Here is a 14,663-nt window from a genome sequence, read left to right on the forward strand (position 1 = left end):
TGGTGATATGTAAATATAGTTATAAAGTAACTGTTACACTTGAATTTCTTCCTGGTTTCTGTTGTCATCAGAACATTAAACACACTTTAAGAAAGCTGCTTAGTTAAATTAACTTGGACAAGTAAATAGCAGCTTTGCAGCCTGTTTTTATGAATGAAGATAAAATGTTGTAGCCAAATGCGCTTTCAGCATTGTGCTGAATTGCAATATCTCTGTGCTCTAACTCCTCGTCACGAAATTTACTTATAGTTTCTTTTAATTCTCCATCTTCTAAATGTGAAACTTGCTCTCTGTAGTGCTCCCCTATAACTTCTTCAACTGCAGCAGTGCAAGCCATAGCAGCTTTTTTGCCCATAATGGCAGTTGCAACGCCAAGCGACATTCCTAACACACGCCAAACTGGCAACAAAACAGTAGGACGAACTTTTTGCTCCTTGATTTTCTCATTAAAATAGTGAAAATGCTTTTTTTCCTGCTCTTCCATTTCAATTATTTCATTGATTATAGAAGATTTTTTAAGAATAAATTTTTGACCAGAATAAATGCAAATAGCTCCATATTCTCCAGCATGATTTACTCTAATTGCTTGTTGCAAGAACCGATTGTTGCTGTACCTTAAATTATTTAGATTTCTTTCTTTCTCCACAATACACTTTACCTGATACGAACAGAGCTACTATGAGATAAATTAGATTCCATGTTGCTAGGGAAACACCTAGAACGTAATGAGGTCTGTCACAAGATGGAGAGTAATTAGGGTTTAACAGATTATTTCTTAACTCTTCTACACTAGCGTTACTACTTACTTGCTCTGTGCATCCTAAAATGTCATGAAACCAATGAAGTTCAAGGCCTACATGGTAAAAAGATATTATTGCACCTACGAGATAACTGCAAAACATTGCATAGATTAGAATTTTGTTGTTTTTAAGCATGCACGCTACTGCAAGTAATCCGGCGATATAGTAAACTATTCGCTCGTATGTACATAACTTGCATGGCAGCATGTTGAAAAAATATTCTAGCACATATGCAAAAATTAGAGCAAAAGCACTTGATAGCAGAAAGACTGTAGGAATTCTGGAGTTATTACACATAACTTTAAGTAAATTATCCCTGAAAGTATAAAGCAGAGTATTCATTTTGCATAGGGATTTTTATTTTTTTTCAAAAGTAATCTGACTGGCACGCCTTCAGCAAAGAAATTTTTTCTAAGATCATTAATTAAATAGCGTTTGTAACTTTCATCAACACTTTCAGGTATGTTACATATCAAAGAAAAAGCTGGAGGTTTAGTACCAATTTGAGCGATATACTTCATTTTAACTGCTTTGCCTTTTACAAGCGGGTGAGAGTGCCTATCTAAAGCTTCAATTAGCCACTTATTCAGTTTTGCAGTGCTGACTTTCTTGTTCAAAGATTCACTCACTTCAAGACACTTATCTACCACATCACCGCAGCGCATACCTTTTAACGCAGAAATTGTTATAGTTGGCACTCCCAAGAATAACCGAGTCACTTCCTGTTGTTTGACAAATTTTATTAATTTACTTCTGTCATCTTTATTTATTAAATCCCACTTATTTAAAACAACGATAATCCCCTTTCCTCCTTTGATTGCAGCTTCACCAATTGATAAATCCTGCTGCTCAATACCAAGTAGGGAGTCTAGCATTAAAACTACCACATGAGAGCGCTTTATTGATTCTAAGCTTTTCTCAACAAATCTTGATTCTAATTTATCTGTAACATTAGCCTTTCTGCGGATTCCTGCGGTATCGATGAGAGTAATTAGCTTTCCATTATGATCGTATACAATATCTAAAGAATCACGTGTTGTGCCTGGCTCTGAATTCACTATTACTCTGTTTTCTGTAAGCAAGCTGTTTAAAAAAGTTGATTTTCCGACATTTGGACGACCGATGATTGCAATTCTAAGTCTGCTGGATTCATTTTCAAGTAGTTCAGTGTCCTCATTTAAATCTTCAATAACACCAGCTAGTGCATCATAAAGATCAACCATACCAAGATTATGTTCGGCAGAGATGTATACCGGGCCTATAAAATCAAAAAACTGCAAATAATCAACATTTTCAGACTTATGACTCTCGCATTTATTTGCTATGAGGATTACAGATTTATTCATTTTTCTCTTCAGCCACTTTGCAAGTTCTTTGTTTTGCTCATTTTGCACTTTTGCGTCAACAAGAAAGAAAATGACATCTGCACTCAATAAAGAAAATTCTATTTGCTCAATAACTTGCAGTGAAAAACTAGTTTGGTCGTTCCATCCTCCTGTATCTATAACTTTAAACTCTAAATCGCTAATTCTGCCTATTCCTTCTCTTCTATCTCGTGTAACCCCTGGAATATTGCTGACCACCGCTGCTTTTCTTCCCACCAATCTATTAAAAAGAGTTGATTTACCAGCATTTGGTAGGCCTACTATAGCGATTTTTAGCATAATTTAAGAGCACCTTCTATACACAGTAAATTATAACCGAAATCTTGCAATTTAACTATTGACTTTATAGATCACGCGAGCATACTATAACTAGAATTTCTTGTTTTATTATGTCAAGTAGGGGGATGTATGGTAGGTCAAGGTATACAAAAGCATAATCCAGATTCGATAGATGAGGGGTATTGTGGTTCTCCAGGTAGTTACAAGGGTTTTGAAGATAAGATCATGGATGATGAAGATGTAGATGAGTCTGAAGATACACTCAATGTATCATACAAACCAGAATATATAAAGGATATGGATAAGCCTGAGGATGAAGATACACTTGATCACAATGTATTAAATAAAACTTTTATAATAGAAGATACACTTGATCACAATATACTAAATAAAGCTTTTATAATAGAAGATGGTGAAGGTGAGCCTAAAGCGTTAGAAGCGACGAACGCATCTCAATCAGACATAACAATGTATAAACAAGTTGATGAATGTATACGTGAAAATACCTTGAGTACATTATTGAGCACAAGACGTCAAGCTAGCACCTTACACTTGTATAGCGATGAGACAGTTGCAGAGGGAATGATAAAGGAATCGCTAGAGCTCATAGCACTTGGAAAAGACAAAAAGATAATGTTTGGCATGCCATGTTATGCGTTCTCTGAGAATACATCATTAATAGATTTTTTGGTGCGCAACTTATATATCCTAAAAACACAAGAGTTGTCCACTTATGAAAGATATCAACTAGATCTTCTTTCATCAAAAATGTCCGATCTAGTTTCAACAGGCACTTATATGAGTGAGGAAGCTTTGAAGTTATTGCCAACAAGTCTACTGGAAAAACATACCAGCTATTTATCAAATCTAAAACAAATTGTATGTGAGGGCATTGAAAAAGATGGAGAAGAAAATGTGATAAAAGATGTTATAGTAGAAAGAGATAATAAATTTTATTGTATACAGTGTCCAGAAGCAAGCATTGTGATTCCTGCAAAATTCCTGAGTAATCCAGAATTTCAAAATTTAGATGGAGCATTAAAGATCGGGGAAGGAGATGATGTAATACGAATACAAGGTGGAAAATATCATGATATAAAGGGCAGATTCCAGATGACTTTTCCAATAAGCAACAGTGAAAAGATTGTAATGACTCTATCTTCTGAAAAGGCTGACAAGCCTGAAAATGCCTCAAGCTTTGGCAAAATAATGGTGCATATGGACGGTGAAAACTGCAAGCTTTTCTTAAAGCACTATGAAACACTAAAAGGGAAATCATGTACAGAAAAGATCATTGGTAGAGCCAAAAGTTTTATCGAAGAGAAAAACGGAAAACAAAATGAGCAATTTAGTGTTCTGGAAGAAGTTAGTATATCAAAGTGTTCTCATTTTAATTGCCAACGTCAAGGTTAAAGTTTTAATAATTGTTATACACATACACTATTGCCACATGCAATAGTGTATGTGTATAGTAGTAGAGTTTGTACACTTAATAAAGTCTACAACCAATTTAAAAACTACTTTATCGTATGCAAGACTTCAAAATACTAGAAAATCTAAAAACCAAAGCACTAGAAGCTGAAAAAGGAGGTGGTTCTAACAGAATCAATAAACAACACGAAAAAGGGAAATTAACTGCCAGAGAAAGACTCAGTATACTGCTCGATGAAAATTCGTTTGAGGAATACGATAAATTCGTGAAGCATCACGTAGCTGATTTTGGCATGCAAAATGCTAATTTTTTAGGTGATGGTGTTGTAATTGGCCATGGCACTATTTATGGCAAAAAAGTTTTTGTTTATTCTCAGGATTTTACCGTCTTTGGTGGGTCACTTGGTGCGTCACATGCAAAAAAAATATGCAAAATTATGGATATGGCAATTAATGCCAGGGTTCCAATTATCGGACTAAATGACTCTGGTGGAGCCAGAATTCAGGAGGGAGTAAGTTCTCTTGCTGGTTATGGAGAAATTTTTCAAAGAAACGTAAATGCATCGGGTGTTATACCACAAATCTCTTTAATCATGGGGCCATGTGCTGGTGGTGCAGTTTATTCCCCAGCATTGACTGACTTTACTTTCATGGTGAAAAACAGTTCATATATGTTTATAACCGGACCAGATGTAGTAAAAAAGGTTACCTACGAAGATGTAAGTTTCGAAGACCTTGGTGGAGCAAAAATTCATACAAGCAAAACAGGAGTAGCGGATTTTGCATTCAATAATGATGTTGAAATGCTGCTAAAAATGCGTGAATTCTTTACTTTCTTACCAGCAAATAATCAAGAATCACCTAAACCTAAATCAACCTGTGATTCAGTTAATGATGTTGATGAATCCTTAAACACTCTAATTCCTAGCAATCCTAATACTCCTTATGATATGTATGAACTTATTGAAAAGGTGTGCGATGAGAAGAAATTCTTTGAACTGAAACCTGATTTTGCTCGTAATATCATAATTGGCTTTGGTAGAATTGGAGGAAATACTGTTGGTATTGTTGCAAATCAACCTATGCACCTTGCAGGATGTTTGGATATTGATTCTTCAAGAAAAGCTGCAAGGTTTGTGAGGTTTTGTGACGCATTTAACATTCCGATCATCACACTTATTGATGTTCCAGGATTTCTGCCGGGTACAAATCAAGAGTACAATAATATAATACAACACGGAGCGAAACTGCTTTACGCTTACGCTGAAGCGACTGTGCCGAAAATTAGCCTTATCACTAGAAAAGCGTATGGTGGTGCATATATCGTTATGAACTCGAAACATTTAAAAGGTGACATAAATTATGCTTGGCCAACTGCTGAAATAGCTGTAATGGGCCCTGAAAGTGCAGTTGAAATTATATTTAGGCATGAAAAAGATCAGCAAACATTAATAAAAGAATATAAAGAGAAATTTGCTAATCCATTTTTTGCTGCATCGTATGGGTACATTGATGATATAATAGTGCCAAGTAAAACAAGGTACCACTTTCACAAAGCGTTAGAGCTACTCAAAAACAAGAAAGTAGAAAGGATATGGAAAAAGCATGACAACTTACCTCTGTAACTTTCTTCTAAGCCTTGCTTACAAGTTATGCAATATTATAAGTGTAATCAGTGTGCCGTTACCAAGACTCGAACTTGGGACCTCGTCATTACCAATGACGTACTCTACCACCTGAGCTATAACGGCAGGATTTATATATAATGATAATGAATAATATAAAAAAGAATAAGGAAAAAGAAGAGGAGAAAAAAAGATTAGCGAAAGCTTTAAAGCAAAATATTTTGAAAAGAAAAAAGCAGCAACAGAGTAGACAAGATGCCAGAACTACCGGAAGTGGAAGTAATCTCTAACTTCTTGCTTGATAAAATTAAAAACAAGCAAATTAGTAATGTTATAGTTAATAATTGGAATTTACGTGCCCCAATAACAAAAAATATTGATGATATGCTAAAGGGCAAAGTCATACGCAACATCAAGCGTAGAGGTAAGTATACGCTCTGGAATACAGATGGTAGTATGGCTGTAATCATACATCTTGGCATGAGTGGAAAGCTTATATATGCTGACCACGATCAAGTGAAGAATAAACATGATCATGTGGTATTTTTATTTTCTGATAATACTTCAATAATCTTTAATGATCCAAGAAGATTTGGAGTAGTCATTGTCTTAAATAAAGAACAAGAAGTAAATTTTTTTGATGATTTCGGAATAGAGCCCCTCACAGATGAATTCAGTGGAGACTATTTACAGGAGTTGCTGAAAAACAAAAAAGCAAATATCAAATCAGCATTAATGGACAATAAATTAATAGTTGGCGTAGGCAACATATATGCTTCTGAGAGCTTGTTTAGAGCCCGCATATCACCACTCAGGTCAGCAAAAGACTTGACCTATAGAGAGTGCGAAAAACTTGCTACTGAAGTAAAAAATACTCTGAGTGATGCAATTGCTGCAGGCGGTTCAACACTGAAAGATTATGCACAGCCATCTGGATCTGCTGGATACTTTCAAAATAACTTTTACGTATATGGTAAAGTTCAAAAACCTTGCAAGATCTGCAACAATATCATAACACTTATACGACAAAATGGCCGTAGCACTTATTTTTGCAATGCGTGCCAGAATTAAGATTTTATTTTTTGATATGATATTTTCACCTGAAAAAGATCCGTTTGATTTGTTTTCAAAGTGGTATAAAGCAGTACTTAATTCTCCGTGTAAACAACCAACTGCGATGACGCTAGCAACTTGTAGCAAAGACTGCATTCCATCTGCAAGAGTGGTATTACTAAAGGAATATAGCAAAGAAGGTTTTGTGTTTTTCACTAACGTAAACAGTAAAAAAGGGAAAGAATTGACTGAGAACCCCAAAGCTGCGTTAGTGTTTCATTGGATAGAATTTGCTAGGCAAGTACGAATTGAAGGAGAGGTTAAACTTCTAAACGATGAAAGAACTGACAAATACTTCTCTTCTCGAGCGCGCGATAGTCAAATTAGCGCATGGTGCTCAAAACAATCGAGCATTCTGAAAGATTGGCAAGATTTTGAGCAAGCTATAAAATTGAAGGAAAAAGAATTCTACAATATACAAGTTTCTCGTCCTGACTTTTGGGTGGGATTTTGCGTAATCCCAAAAGTAATTGAATTTTGGCAAGAAGGTGAATATAGGAAGCATATTAGATTTAGATACACCCTTGTTGAGGGAAGCGATTGGAAAATAGAACAACTATATCCCTAGCTACATTCGTTATTGCAGACCCTTCTTAATTTACCACCGAGAATTGGATGACACCCTACTAATCCGAATTCTGGATTAAGGATAAAAAAGAGCAAAAATATCAATAACTTATAATTTTATAGCTAAAGTGACTTAGGTTTACCGATAATTTGAAAAACAACAAATTCGTCATTCCGCTACTTGTTAGCGGAATCTATGCTGAGATACCGCGGCGGTATGACGTAGGGAAACCTTTCTTGGGTTAGCTATAGAAGGTTAAGGACTGCAAATTTTTCATTGGACAGGCTTCTTATACTTTTGGTGAGGTTAAATTTTGAAGTGAAAATTTTAATAAACAGCAAATAAACAAGTTTATCAAAAAAAGAGTTAAATGTTAGGATTTTAAATAATACAGCATTCCGGACAATTTAAAATCAACCTGGGATGGAGGAAGTTAGTGGCGTTCTGACCTTACCCAGAAAAAGTGGAGAGAAAGTTGAGAATGTTTTTTTATAAAAAGAATGATGAATCAAAATGTTCAGGGATGCAATAGTTAATAGTGACGTTGTTTGTTATAAAAAATTTCTATATATTCAAATATAGCAGTTTTAATATGCTGTTTAGAGTGCTTAGAAGTGTCTATTGGTAACTCCCTTTTTAGAGAACTTTTCTACAACAGAATTGTCGTAACAACAACCTTTATGGCTCATCTATATTCTTTATGGCTAAGAGATATTGATAACCTTGTGAAGTATATTGTGAACCTTGATCACTATGTAACAGTAGGTTTTTGGCAGGTTTACGTTTATTAACGGCCATTAATACAGAGTCCATGACCAATTGTTTATTCATTGAACTACTCATTGACCAGCCAATCACCATATGTGAGTATAGGTCGATTACTGCTGCCAAATATAGCCATCCTTCCTTGGTTTTTATATAAGTAATCCCATACTTTATTTGGTTGATCGACAATAAAGTTTTGGTCTAATATTACGACTCTACTGTCCGTTTGTTGTTTCTTAATTTTAAATTTTCTTCTCAATATAGCCTGAATACCATTTTTCTGCATAATACTTTGCACTGTTTTCAAGTTGCAACTTTTACCCAAAGCCTTTAATTCAGCATGAATTTTACGAGCTCCATATCTACATTTAGAAGCTTTTTTTGAATATCTGCTTTTATTTGCTAATTCTCTATTGCTTATTTCCCTCGCAGCCCACTTATAGTAGCCACTAGCAGATACATTCAAAATCCTACATAATTCCCGTACTTTATAGCAGCTGCTATGTTCTTTTATAAAAAAATATTTTACTCTTTTTGACTGCCCAGGGCTTTTTTTAAAATGTCTCTCTCTCTTGTTACTCTTGCTAACTCTTTCTTTAAATCAAATCTTTCTTTGTCGTAAGGAGCTACATTACCCCTACCTGGAAAAGCATTTGCTACTGACTTCTTTTCGTTATATTTTTTTATCCACTTACCTAATACGTTAGAGCTTATACCTAGATCTTTTGCTACTTTCGAAATTGTTTCTCCTCTTTCTTTAAAAAGTTTTACAGCTTCTTCTTTCAACTCTGCTGTATATTCTCTTCCATTTGACATATTGCACCTCTCTATAAAAACATTTTTTTATTATAAAAACGTACCAACTTTCTCTCCACTTTTTCTGGGTAAGGTCATTGTTTTCTGCCCCATTAATATTAGCTTCATTAGACCCTTAAATATAATTTTGCCCAATAGTTTACTTATCTACCTCTCTCCAATCTTTCTAGGTCCTCATCTTTAATTAATTTTAGTATTCCTTCTATTTGATCCATTATTACCTCCATTTTTTTGTAATAATAGCTCTTTACATCCTTTCAGCACCACTTTCAACACTTATGGTGGGGAGAGGTGACTTTCCTCACTTAGACGACTGGGCTGTGCCCTTACTATTACCCACAAGTATAGAATTCATGAGCAAGTCTTCATCCTTCTGCTAAATCAAAGAGACGTTTCCATCCCTTCCACAGAGCTATAGCTAAGTCATTTTTGCGGGCTAAGAACCCTCCTAATTTGACCACCCACCTCACGGTTTCTCTTATAGGTGGTGGGGTCACAGGATAGTTTTTTGTCTTAAGCATTTTGGTATACAAAACCTTCCATTCATCATCAGTCAGTATGACAGTACAAGAAAGGTTTGCTAGCTACCAATGTGATAAAGAATATTCTCCATGCAATTATACTCATAATTGTAAGAAAGCGGATTAATCTATCTGCTGTTTGGAGCCTACATTCTTCAACTTTAAGACCGGATTTCAAAATTTTATGAAAAACCTCTATTCTCCATCTTAAGCAATACCATTGTATTTTTTCTACTGCTTCTTCAAAATTATTAATATTTATATTTGTCAATAAAATCCAGTTCATAGGCTCTTCGCCAAATGGGGGATATTTTTCTATAACATAGACAGCATTTAAATTTAAATTAGGAAGTTTCTGGGTTTTACGTCTAGCGTTATTTTTTGATGCATTTATCACAAAGTTACTAAACTTTACTTCTAAAACTGCTGTTCTTTGAGGTTTATTATCGCGAGCAGACTTGAATTTCTCCTTGACAAGACATGCGATTCATCAAATCCCACAATCTTTTACCACCTTTTTCAGAATAAGTCGACTTCTTGTTTACTGTTCTGTTTTGATTTCCTCTTACTACAAAAAGAGATTGATTAGTGGAAGCAACTTCAAATAAATCATAAATATCTGCTTCTCTATCACAAACGGTAACTACCTTAACATCCTTTAATCCAGGATGTTTAGTAGAGTCTTTAAGTGGAGCAGTATTATGGCTTCTTCTTTTCAACTCCTTTAGGTCTTCAGCTAAGGAAGGTCTAGTACTAATTTTTTGATCCAATAATCCTATCTTCTGTTGTAACTGCAAACGTTGTATGCATCATGGGTTTTAAAATTAGTTGTTTTAGATGTTAATCTTGCTGCTATAATCCCTAATCCTTCGGTCTTTTTATGATTTTTATATGAAATATAACTCGTGTCTTGAATAGCTAAGATAGTTGAGTATTCTTTAGCTCTTTCAACAGTTTTAATTATATGACTGTCTAATATCTTTCTTTCAGAAATGGCATCGTTTTGGAAAAATCTATAAGCTGCTTTACTTTGATGCCAATCTTCACAAGCTTGATTTATTGAATGTTCAGGCGATTCAGCAAAACTATTAACTATTTTTAAAAGCCTTTTACTTAATCTTTTATCACCAAAATTAACAATTCCAAATTCACTTTCTGCCCATTCACCAATTGAGGTGCTTAAATTTCTTTTTACCATATATTTCCATTTTTAGACTATAGTTTTTTTTATAGTAAAAAGTCGAATTAATAAAATAAAAGCCTTCATCTTTATTATTTATAGATTTGTGGGTAATAGTAAGGGCTGTGCCCTATGGGTGCAATCTGTGATGTTCTACAAGTATAGCTACTTGGGTGACAGGAGGTAATGCAGGAAGTCTAATAGTGCAGCAACACGGAACCCCAGGTCAGGCCTGCGCCTATTGAAATCAACAGTACCAGATTTCCTGATTTTATTTTTGATTCTTGTATTGCATAGTCTAAGGCCAGTGGAATTGACGCTGCTGAGGTGTTTGCATGCTTATCAACGGTATTAATCACTTTCTCTATAGGGAAATCTAACTTCTTTACTACTGCTTCAATAATACGAATATTTGCTTGATGGGGAATTAGCCAGTCAATATCAGTAATTTTCAAATTATTGCATTTCAGAGTTTCCTCTATTAAGGCTGCTAACTTATCCACTGCATGTTTAAACACTTCTCTTCCATTCATGCATATTTTTCCAGAATCACCAGTTGAGGATATCCCTCCGTTCGTACATAGTATGTCCACATTGCCATCAGAGTGTAAGTTTGTTGATATGATGCCGCTGCTACCCATTTCCGATTTTATTATCACTGCACCAGCACCATCACCAAAGAGTACACAAGTTGACCTATCTTCCCAGTCAACAATCCTAGACATTATTTCAGCACCAATAACGAGCGCATATTTAATTCTATTGTTAGATTTTATGAGCGAATCAGCAACTGTAACTGCATATATAAAACCAGAGCATGCTGCTTGTACATCAAAAGAAAATGCATTTTTACATTTTAACTTACTTTGTACAATCGTTGCACAGCTAGGCAAAGTTTTATCAGGCGTTGTTGTTGCAACTATAATCAAGTCAATTTCATCCACTGAAATTTTAGCTTTTTCTATAGCACTTTTTGCTGCATTTACAGCTAGATCTGACGTTAATTCTCCTTCATCTGCTATATGCCTTTGAGCTATTCCTGTTCTCTGCCTTATCCATTCATCGCTTGTCTCAACTATCGATGCAATTTCGTTGTTACTCAACATTTTTTTTGGTAGGTAAGATCCAGTGCTTAATATGAAACTTTTATTCAATATGACTTACCCCGTTAATTATCTTTTGATTTAAATTTTCACTAATTGCATTTACTGCAAATTTTATAGCATGGGCAAAAGAAACAGCATCAGAATTTCCATGACTTTTTATGACGATGCCGTTCAACCCTAAAAACATAGCTCCACTTCTAATTTTAGGATTAAAACGCGTTAATGCTTTTTTTAATTTAGATCTTAATAACATACCAAGTATCCAAGAATTAGATAGTTCATTTTTTATTAGACCTAAAAAAGTACTAGCGGTTGCCTCAGCTGTTTTAAGCATCACATTGCCAACAAATCCATCTGCAACAATCACGTCTATATTACCTTCCAAAAATTCACTTGCCTCAATATAACCTTTGAAATTAATGGAGCTTGATGCATTTTTAAGCAACTCAAAAGCGCCGCGCACTGAGTCATTACCTTTCACTTCCTCTGTACCAATATTGAGCAAAGCAACTTCAGGATTATCAATTTTAAGCACAATTTTCGCAAATATGCTTCCCATTAATGCAAATTGGAATAATGAATCAGCATTACAATCAACATTTGCACCAAGGTCAAGTAAAGCAAAGCTTTTTGTCTTAGTTGGACAGATGGATACAATAGCAGGACGATAAATACTTGGTAATGCTCCTAAAATAAATCTGGAAATTGCCATCAATGCTCCGGTGTTGCCTGAAGATACCACTCCGAAAGCTTTACCTTCTTTCACTGCAACAATTGCAGCTTTCATACTTGAGTCTTTACGATGTCTCAGCGCAAAAGATGGCTTATCATTTGCAAGAACATTGTCAGAGCAGTGGGTAAACTCAGAATTATCACCTACCTTTTTGTATTTCGAAAGTAAAGGAGATACTTCTTTCTGATCTCCATAAATGTGAAAAAAAACTTTAGTGCCTGGGTCAACAAGGTTATCTAAAAAAAAACCAGCACCTTGAATCACAGAAAGAGGTGCGAAGTCACCTCCCATGGCATCAAGTGCAATGATTATATTATTGTTGACTGTAGGTAACATACCATAACAGTTATTCTGCCTGTTGTTTAATAAAAACCCGTTTTCCTTTGTAACTGCCATCAACTGCTACATTGTGAGGCAACATGAATTCCCCAGTTGTCGTGCATACCACAATATTCTTAGGCTCAATAGCATGATGAGAACGATGCATATTACGCCTTGACTTTGACTTTTTTCTTTTTGGAACTGCCAAAACTTCCTCCGTTATCTATTGAAAATTCTACAATTTATTAGTAACATGTTTTTTACAGAAAGTAAACAGCGATAGTAAAATAAGTAAGGTTTGCTTATGCAATTAACCCCTGTAAGTTTCAAGCTGAAGCATTTTAATCGAAGTATATTGAACTTAAAACATATCTCAGCTATACTTTGCGATGAAGTTAACAGAAATTTTAATAAAATCAGTAAAACTAATTTTTAGCTAAGACAAATGCAAAGTGAGCTTTTTTGATATAAATAGTATTAGAATAATTGGTAGGTGCTTTATCAATTTTTTATTAAGGCTTGGTAGTGCATTCATGTTTTTTATTCAATCTCTATACCACTGCTTCGTACCACCATATTATTTTAGCAACGTAGCAAGACAAATTATAGAGATAGGCTTTTTCTCTCTGCCAATTGTTGGGCTCGCTGGAGTTTTCATAGGAGCGGCAATAGTTTTACAAAGCAGCTTGAGTGACCCATTAATTAACCAAGAGCAGATAATACCCAAACTTGTTACGATCACTATCATTAAAGAGTTAGGACCAGTTTTGATCAGCTTAATAATGGTAGGAAAGGTTGGATCATCAATTGCAGCAGAAATTGGCACAATGCGTATCACTGAGCAAATAGATGCCCTTACAACCTTGGACATCAACCCTTTCAAATATTTAATTGTGCCAAGGATTTTAGCATCAGTTATAGTATTTCCAATACTTACAATATGTGCAGATCTAATAGGAATATTTGGAGGATGTATCACTGCAGTCTTCGAATTTCACCACAATTTAAACATATATATTAAATATACAGCTCAATTTTTTAACACGTATGATTTTATCACTGGGCTAGCAAAAGCAACTGCGTTTAGCACTATAATTTCTATCTCAAGCTGCTATTACGGTTACCATTGTCAAGAAGGAGCTCGAGGGGTTGGAGTAGCTACAACATCAACCGTTGTTTTATCGTCCATATTGATCATTTTAACAAACTACATGATTACTTTAATCTATGCATAGCCCCATAATATCAATATCAAATTTAAACTTGTCTTTTAACGATAACACGATATTAAACGACCTAAATTTTGACATACTGAAAGGAGAATCATTAGTTATACTTGGCGGCTCAGGAAGTGGTAAATCTGTATTAACAAAAACAATTATCGGCTTGCTGGCACCAGATTCAGGGTCTATAAAAATATACAGTAAAAACAAAAATAAATTTGGGGTTTTATTTCAAAATTCCGCTTTATTTGACTATGTTACAGTATGGGAAAATATATCTTTTAATTATAAAAAACGCTTTAATATCAACAAAAAAGAAGCAAAGTTATTAGCAATCGAAAAGTTAAATGACGTTGGATTGGAAGAAAACATAGCAGATATGTTTCCAATAGAGCTATCAGGCGGAATGAAGAAAAGAGTAGCACTTGCAAGGGCGATTGCACACAATCCAGAAATCATCATATTAGATGAGCCAACTTCAGGATTGGACCCAATTATGTCAGATATAGTAAACGAGATAATAATAAAATTATCTAGAGATCTTAACCCTACAATTATCACGATTACACATGATATTCATAGCGCATTTAAAATAGCTGATAAAATAGCAGTGTTATATGAAGGGGAGATCATTTCCCATGGAACTGTTCAGGAAATACAAAATACTAATAACGAATATATAAAGAAATTCATTCGTTATATATAGCTAAAGATATATACACTGTTGCTAACAGTCATATTTTTAAGTTTTAACTTTGTAAAAGGTAGCAGACATTGGAATTCAGATTTTTTTCAAA

The 14,663-nt window shown here is 34.6% G+C and carries 17 protein-coding genes, 1 tRNA gene and 1 pseudogene; 7 read left to right on the plus strand and 12 right to left on the minus strand.

Annotated elements, in window-relative coordinates; genetic code table 11:
- Positions 1–103: 103 nt before the first annotated feature.
- From ABWU69_RS00255 to der, 3 genes are read right to left on the minus strand one after another with little or no spacing between them, the layout of a single operon-like run.
- Positions 104–646, minus strand: coding sequence for a demethoxyubiquinone hydroxylase family protein (locus ABWU69_RS00255; protein ID WP_265026130.1), 543 nt, complete (start codon positions 644–646; stop codon positions 104–106).
- Entirely contained in the window at positions 621–1,142 is a 522-nt protein-coding gene (locus ABWU69_RS00260) for a disulfide bond formation protein B (RefSeq protein WP_320157464.1), read from the minus strand. Before ABWU69_RS00260 ends, ABWU69_RS00255 begins: the two co-directional genes overlap by 26 nt.
- The gene (der, locus tag ABWU69_RS00265) at positions 1,139–2,464 is read right to left on the minus strand and encodes a ribosome biogenesis GTPase Der (protein ID WP_265034747.1); all 1,326 of its coding nucleotides are present in this window, start codon (positions 2,462–2,464) and stop codon (positions 1,139–1,141) included. The genes ABWU69_RS00260 and der overlap by 4 nt, the downstream gene beginning before the upstream one ends.
- 129 nt (positions 2,465–2,593) lie before the next feature.
- On the opposite strand from der, the gene ABWU69_RS00270 reads away from it, so the two are divergent.
- Complete coding sequence (locus tag ABWU69_RS00270; protein WP_353285172.1) at positions 2,594–3,877, plus strand: hypothetical protein; 1,284 nt, start codon at positions 2,594–2,596, stop codon at positions 3,875–3,877.
- Positions 3,878–3,993: 116 nt separating this feature from the next.
- Entirely contained in the window at positions 3,994–5,520 is a 1,527-nt protein-coding gene (locus ABWU69_RS00275) for an acyl-CoA carboxylase subunit beta (RefSeq protein WP_353285173.1), read from the plus strand.
- Positions 5,521–5,573: 53 nt separating this feature from the next.
- Here the strand turns inward: ABWU69_RS00275 and ABWU69_RS00280 are convergent.
- Positions 5,574–5,646: transfer RNA gene (locus tag ABWU69_RS00280), tRNA-Thr, on the minus strand.
- A gap of 14 nt (positions 5,647–5,660) precedes the next feature.
- Between ABWU69_RS00280 and ABWU69_RS00285 the strand changes: the two genes are divergently transcribed.
- The 3 genes from ABWU69_RS00285 to pdxH are packed head-to-tail and all read left to right on the plus strand — an operon-like array spanning position 5,661 to position 7,201.
- Positions 5,661–5,810, plus strand: a complete 150-nt coding sequence (locus ABWU69_RS00285; RefSeq protein ID WP_265034754.1) for a hypothetical protein — start codon at positions 5,661–5,663, stop codon at positions 5,808–5,810.
- Positions 5,776–6,591, plus strand: coding sequence for a bifunctional DNA-formamidopyrimidine glycosylase/DNA-(apurinic or apyrimidinic site) lyase (mutM, locus tag ABWU69_RS00290; protein ID WP_353285174.1), 816 nt, complete (start codon positions 5,776–5,778; stop codon positions 6,589–6,591). Before ABWU69_RS00285 ends, mutM begins: the two co-directional genes overlap by 35 nt.
- 16 nt (positions 6,592–6,607) lie before the next feature.
- Positions 6,608–7,201 (plus strand): pyridoxamine 5'-phosphate oxidase, encoded by a 594-nt coding sequence (gene pdxH, locus ABWU69_RS00295; protein ID WP_265026668.1) that lies wholly within the window; start codon positions 6,608–6,610, stop codon positions 7,199–7,201.
- 532 nt (positions 7,202–7,733) lie between these two features.
- Here the strand turns inward: pdxH and ABWU69_RS00300 are convergent.
- The 8 genes and pseudogenes from ABWU69_RS00300 to rpmF form a co-directional block, all read right to left on the minus strand.
- Positions 7,734–7,823, minus strand: a complete 90-nt coding sequence (locus ABWU69_RS00300) for a hypothetical protein (RefSeq protein WP_353285431.1) — start codon at positions 7,821–7,823, stop codon at positions 7,734–7,736.
- A 56-nt stretch (positions 7,824–7,879) separates the two neighbouring features.
- Positions 7,880–8,155, minus strand: a complete 276-nt coding sequence (locus ABWU69_RS00305; RefSeq protein ID WP_341812848.1) for a DDE-type integrase/transposase/recombinase — start codon at positions 8,153–8,155, stop codon at positions 7,880–7,882.
- A complete protein-coding gene (locus ABWU69_RS00310; RefSeq protein WP_265034438.1) occupies positions 8,037–8,432 on the minus strand; it encodes an IS3 family transposase in 396 nt (131 codons plus the stop codon). The genes ABWU69_RS00305 and ABWU69_RS00310 overlap by 119 nt, the downstream gene beginning before the upstream one ends.
- A gap of 59 nt (positions 8,433–8,491) precedes the next feature.
- Positions 8,492–8,782 (minus strand): transposase, encoded by a 291-nt coding sequence (locus ABWU69_RS00315; protein WP_265034437.1) that lies wholly within the window; start codon positions 8,780–8,782, stop codon positions 8,492–8,494.
- Positions 8,783–9,147: 365 nt separating this feature from the next.
- A pseudogene (locus ABWU69_RS00320) lies at positions 9,148–10,501 on the minus strand (IS4 family transposase).
- Positions 10,502–10,680: 179 nt separating this feature from the next.
- On the minus strand, positions 10,681–11,637 hold the full coding sequence (locus ABWU69_RS00325) for a beta-ketoacyl-ACP synthase III (RefSeq protein WP_353285175.1): 957 nt from the start codon (positions 11,635–11,637) through the stop codon (positions 10,681–10,683).
- On the minus strand, positions 11,630–12,658 hold the full coding sequence (gene plsX / locus ABWU69_RS00330) for a phosphate acyltransferase PlsX (protein ID WP_265034760.1): 1,029 nt from the start codon (positions 12,656–12,658) through the stop codon (positions 11,630–11,632). Before plsX ends, ABWU69_RS00325 begins: the two co-directional genes overlap by 8 nt.
- A 10-nt stretch (positions 12,659–12,668) precedes the next feature.
- Positions 12,669–12,851 (minus strand): 50S ribosomal protein L32, encoded by a 183-nt coding sequence (gene rpmF / locus ABWU69_RS00335; RefSeq protein ID WP_265034762.1) that lies wholly within the window; start codon positions 12,849–12,851, stop codon positions 12,669–12,671.
- 244 nt (positions 12,852–13,095) lie between these two features.
- On the opposite strand from rpmF, the gene ABWU69_RS00340 reads away from it, so the two are divergent.
- Together ABWU69_RS00340 and ABWU69_RS00345 are read left to right on the plus strand one after the other, a co-directional pair.
- Positions 13,096–13,878: an MlaE family ABC transporter permease gene (locus tag ABWU69_RS00340; RefSeq protein ID WP_265034764.1), complete on the plus strand. Its 783-nt coding sequence runs from the start codon at positions 13,096–13,098 to the stop codon at positions 13,876–13,878.
- Entirely contained in the window at positions 13,871–14,572 is a 702-nt protein-coding gene (locus ABWU69_RS00345; protein ID WP_265034765.1) for an ABC transporter ATP-binding protein, read from the plus strand. Before ABWU69_RS00340 ends, ABWU69_RS00345 begins: the two co-directional genes overlap by 8 nt.
- The last annotated feature ends 91 nt before the right edge of the window (positions 14,573–14,663 follow it).

The sequence above is a fragment of the Wolbachia endosymbiont (group A) of Beris morrisii genome (assembly GCF_964028185.1).
Taxonomy (GTDB): Bacteria; Pseudomonadota; Alphaproteobacteria; order Rickettsiales; family Anaplasmataceae; genus Wolbachia.

Bases quoted from the DNA above. Each gene is read 5' to 3' on its own strand.
- ABWU69_RS00345 (WP_265034765.1), top strand. From the start codon at position 13,871: ATGCATAGCCCCATAATATCAATATCAAATTTAAACTTGTCTTTTAAC.
- pdxH (WP_265026668.1), top strand. From the start codon at position 6,608: ATGATATTTTCACCTGAAAAAGATCCGTTTGATTTGTTTTCAAAGTGG.
- plsX (WP_265034760.1), bottom strand. From the start codon at position 12,658: ATGTTACCTACAGTCAACAATAATATAATCATTGCACTTGATGCCATG.
- ABWU69_RS00275 (WP_353285173.1), top strand. From the start codon at position 3,994: ATGCAAGACTTCAAAATACTAGAAAATCTAAAAACCAAAGCACTAGAA.
- mutM (WP_353285174.1), top strand. From the start codon at position 5,776: ATGCCAGAACTACCGGAAGTGGAAGTAATCTCTAACTTCTTGCTTGAT.
- der (WP_265034747.1), bottom strand. From the start codon at position 2,464: ATGCTAAAAATCGCTATAGTAGGCCTACCAAATGCTGGTAAATCAACT.
- ABWU69_RS00270 (WP_353285172.1), top strand. From the start codon at position 2,594: ATGGTAGGTCAAGGTATACAAAAGCATAATCCAGATTCGATAGATGAG.
- ABWU69_RS00260 (WP_320157464.1), bottom strand. From the start codon at position 1,142: ATGAATACTCTGCTTTATACTTTCAGGGATAATTTACTTAAAGTTATG.
- ABWU69_RS00285 (WP_265034754.1), top strand. From the start codon at position 5,661: ATGATAATGAATAATATAAAAAAGAATAAGGAAAAAGAAGAGGAGAAA.
- ABWU69_RS00315 (WP_265034437.1), bottom strand. From the start codon at position 8,782: ATGTCAAATGGAAGAGAATATACAGCAGAGTTGAAAGAAGAAGCTGTA.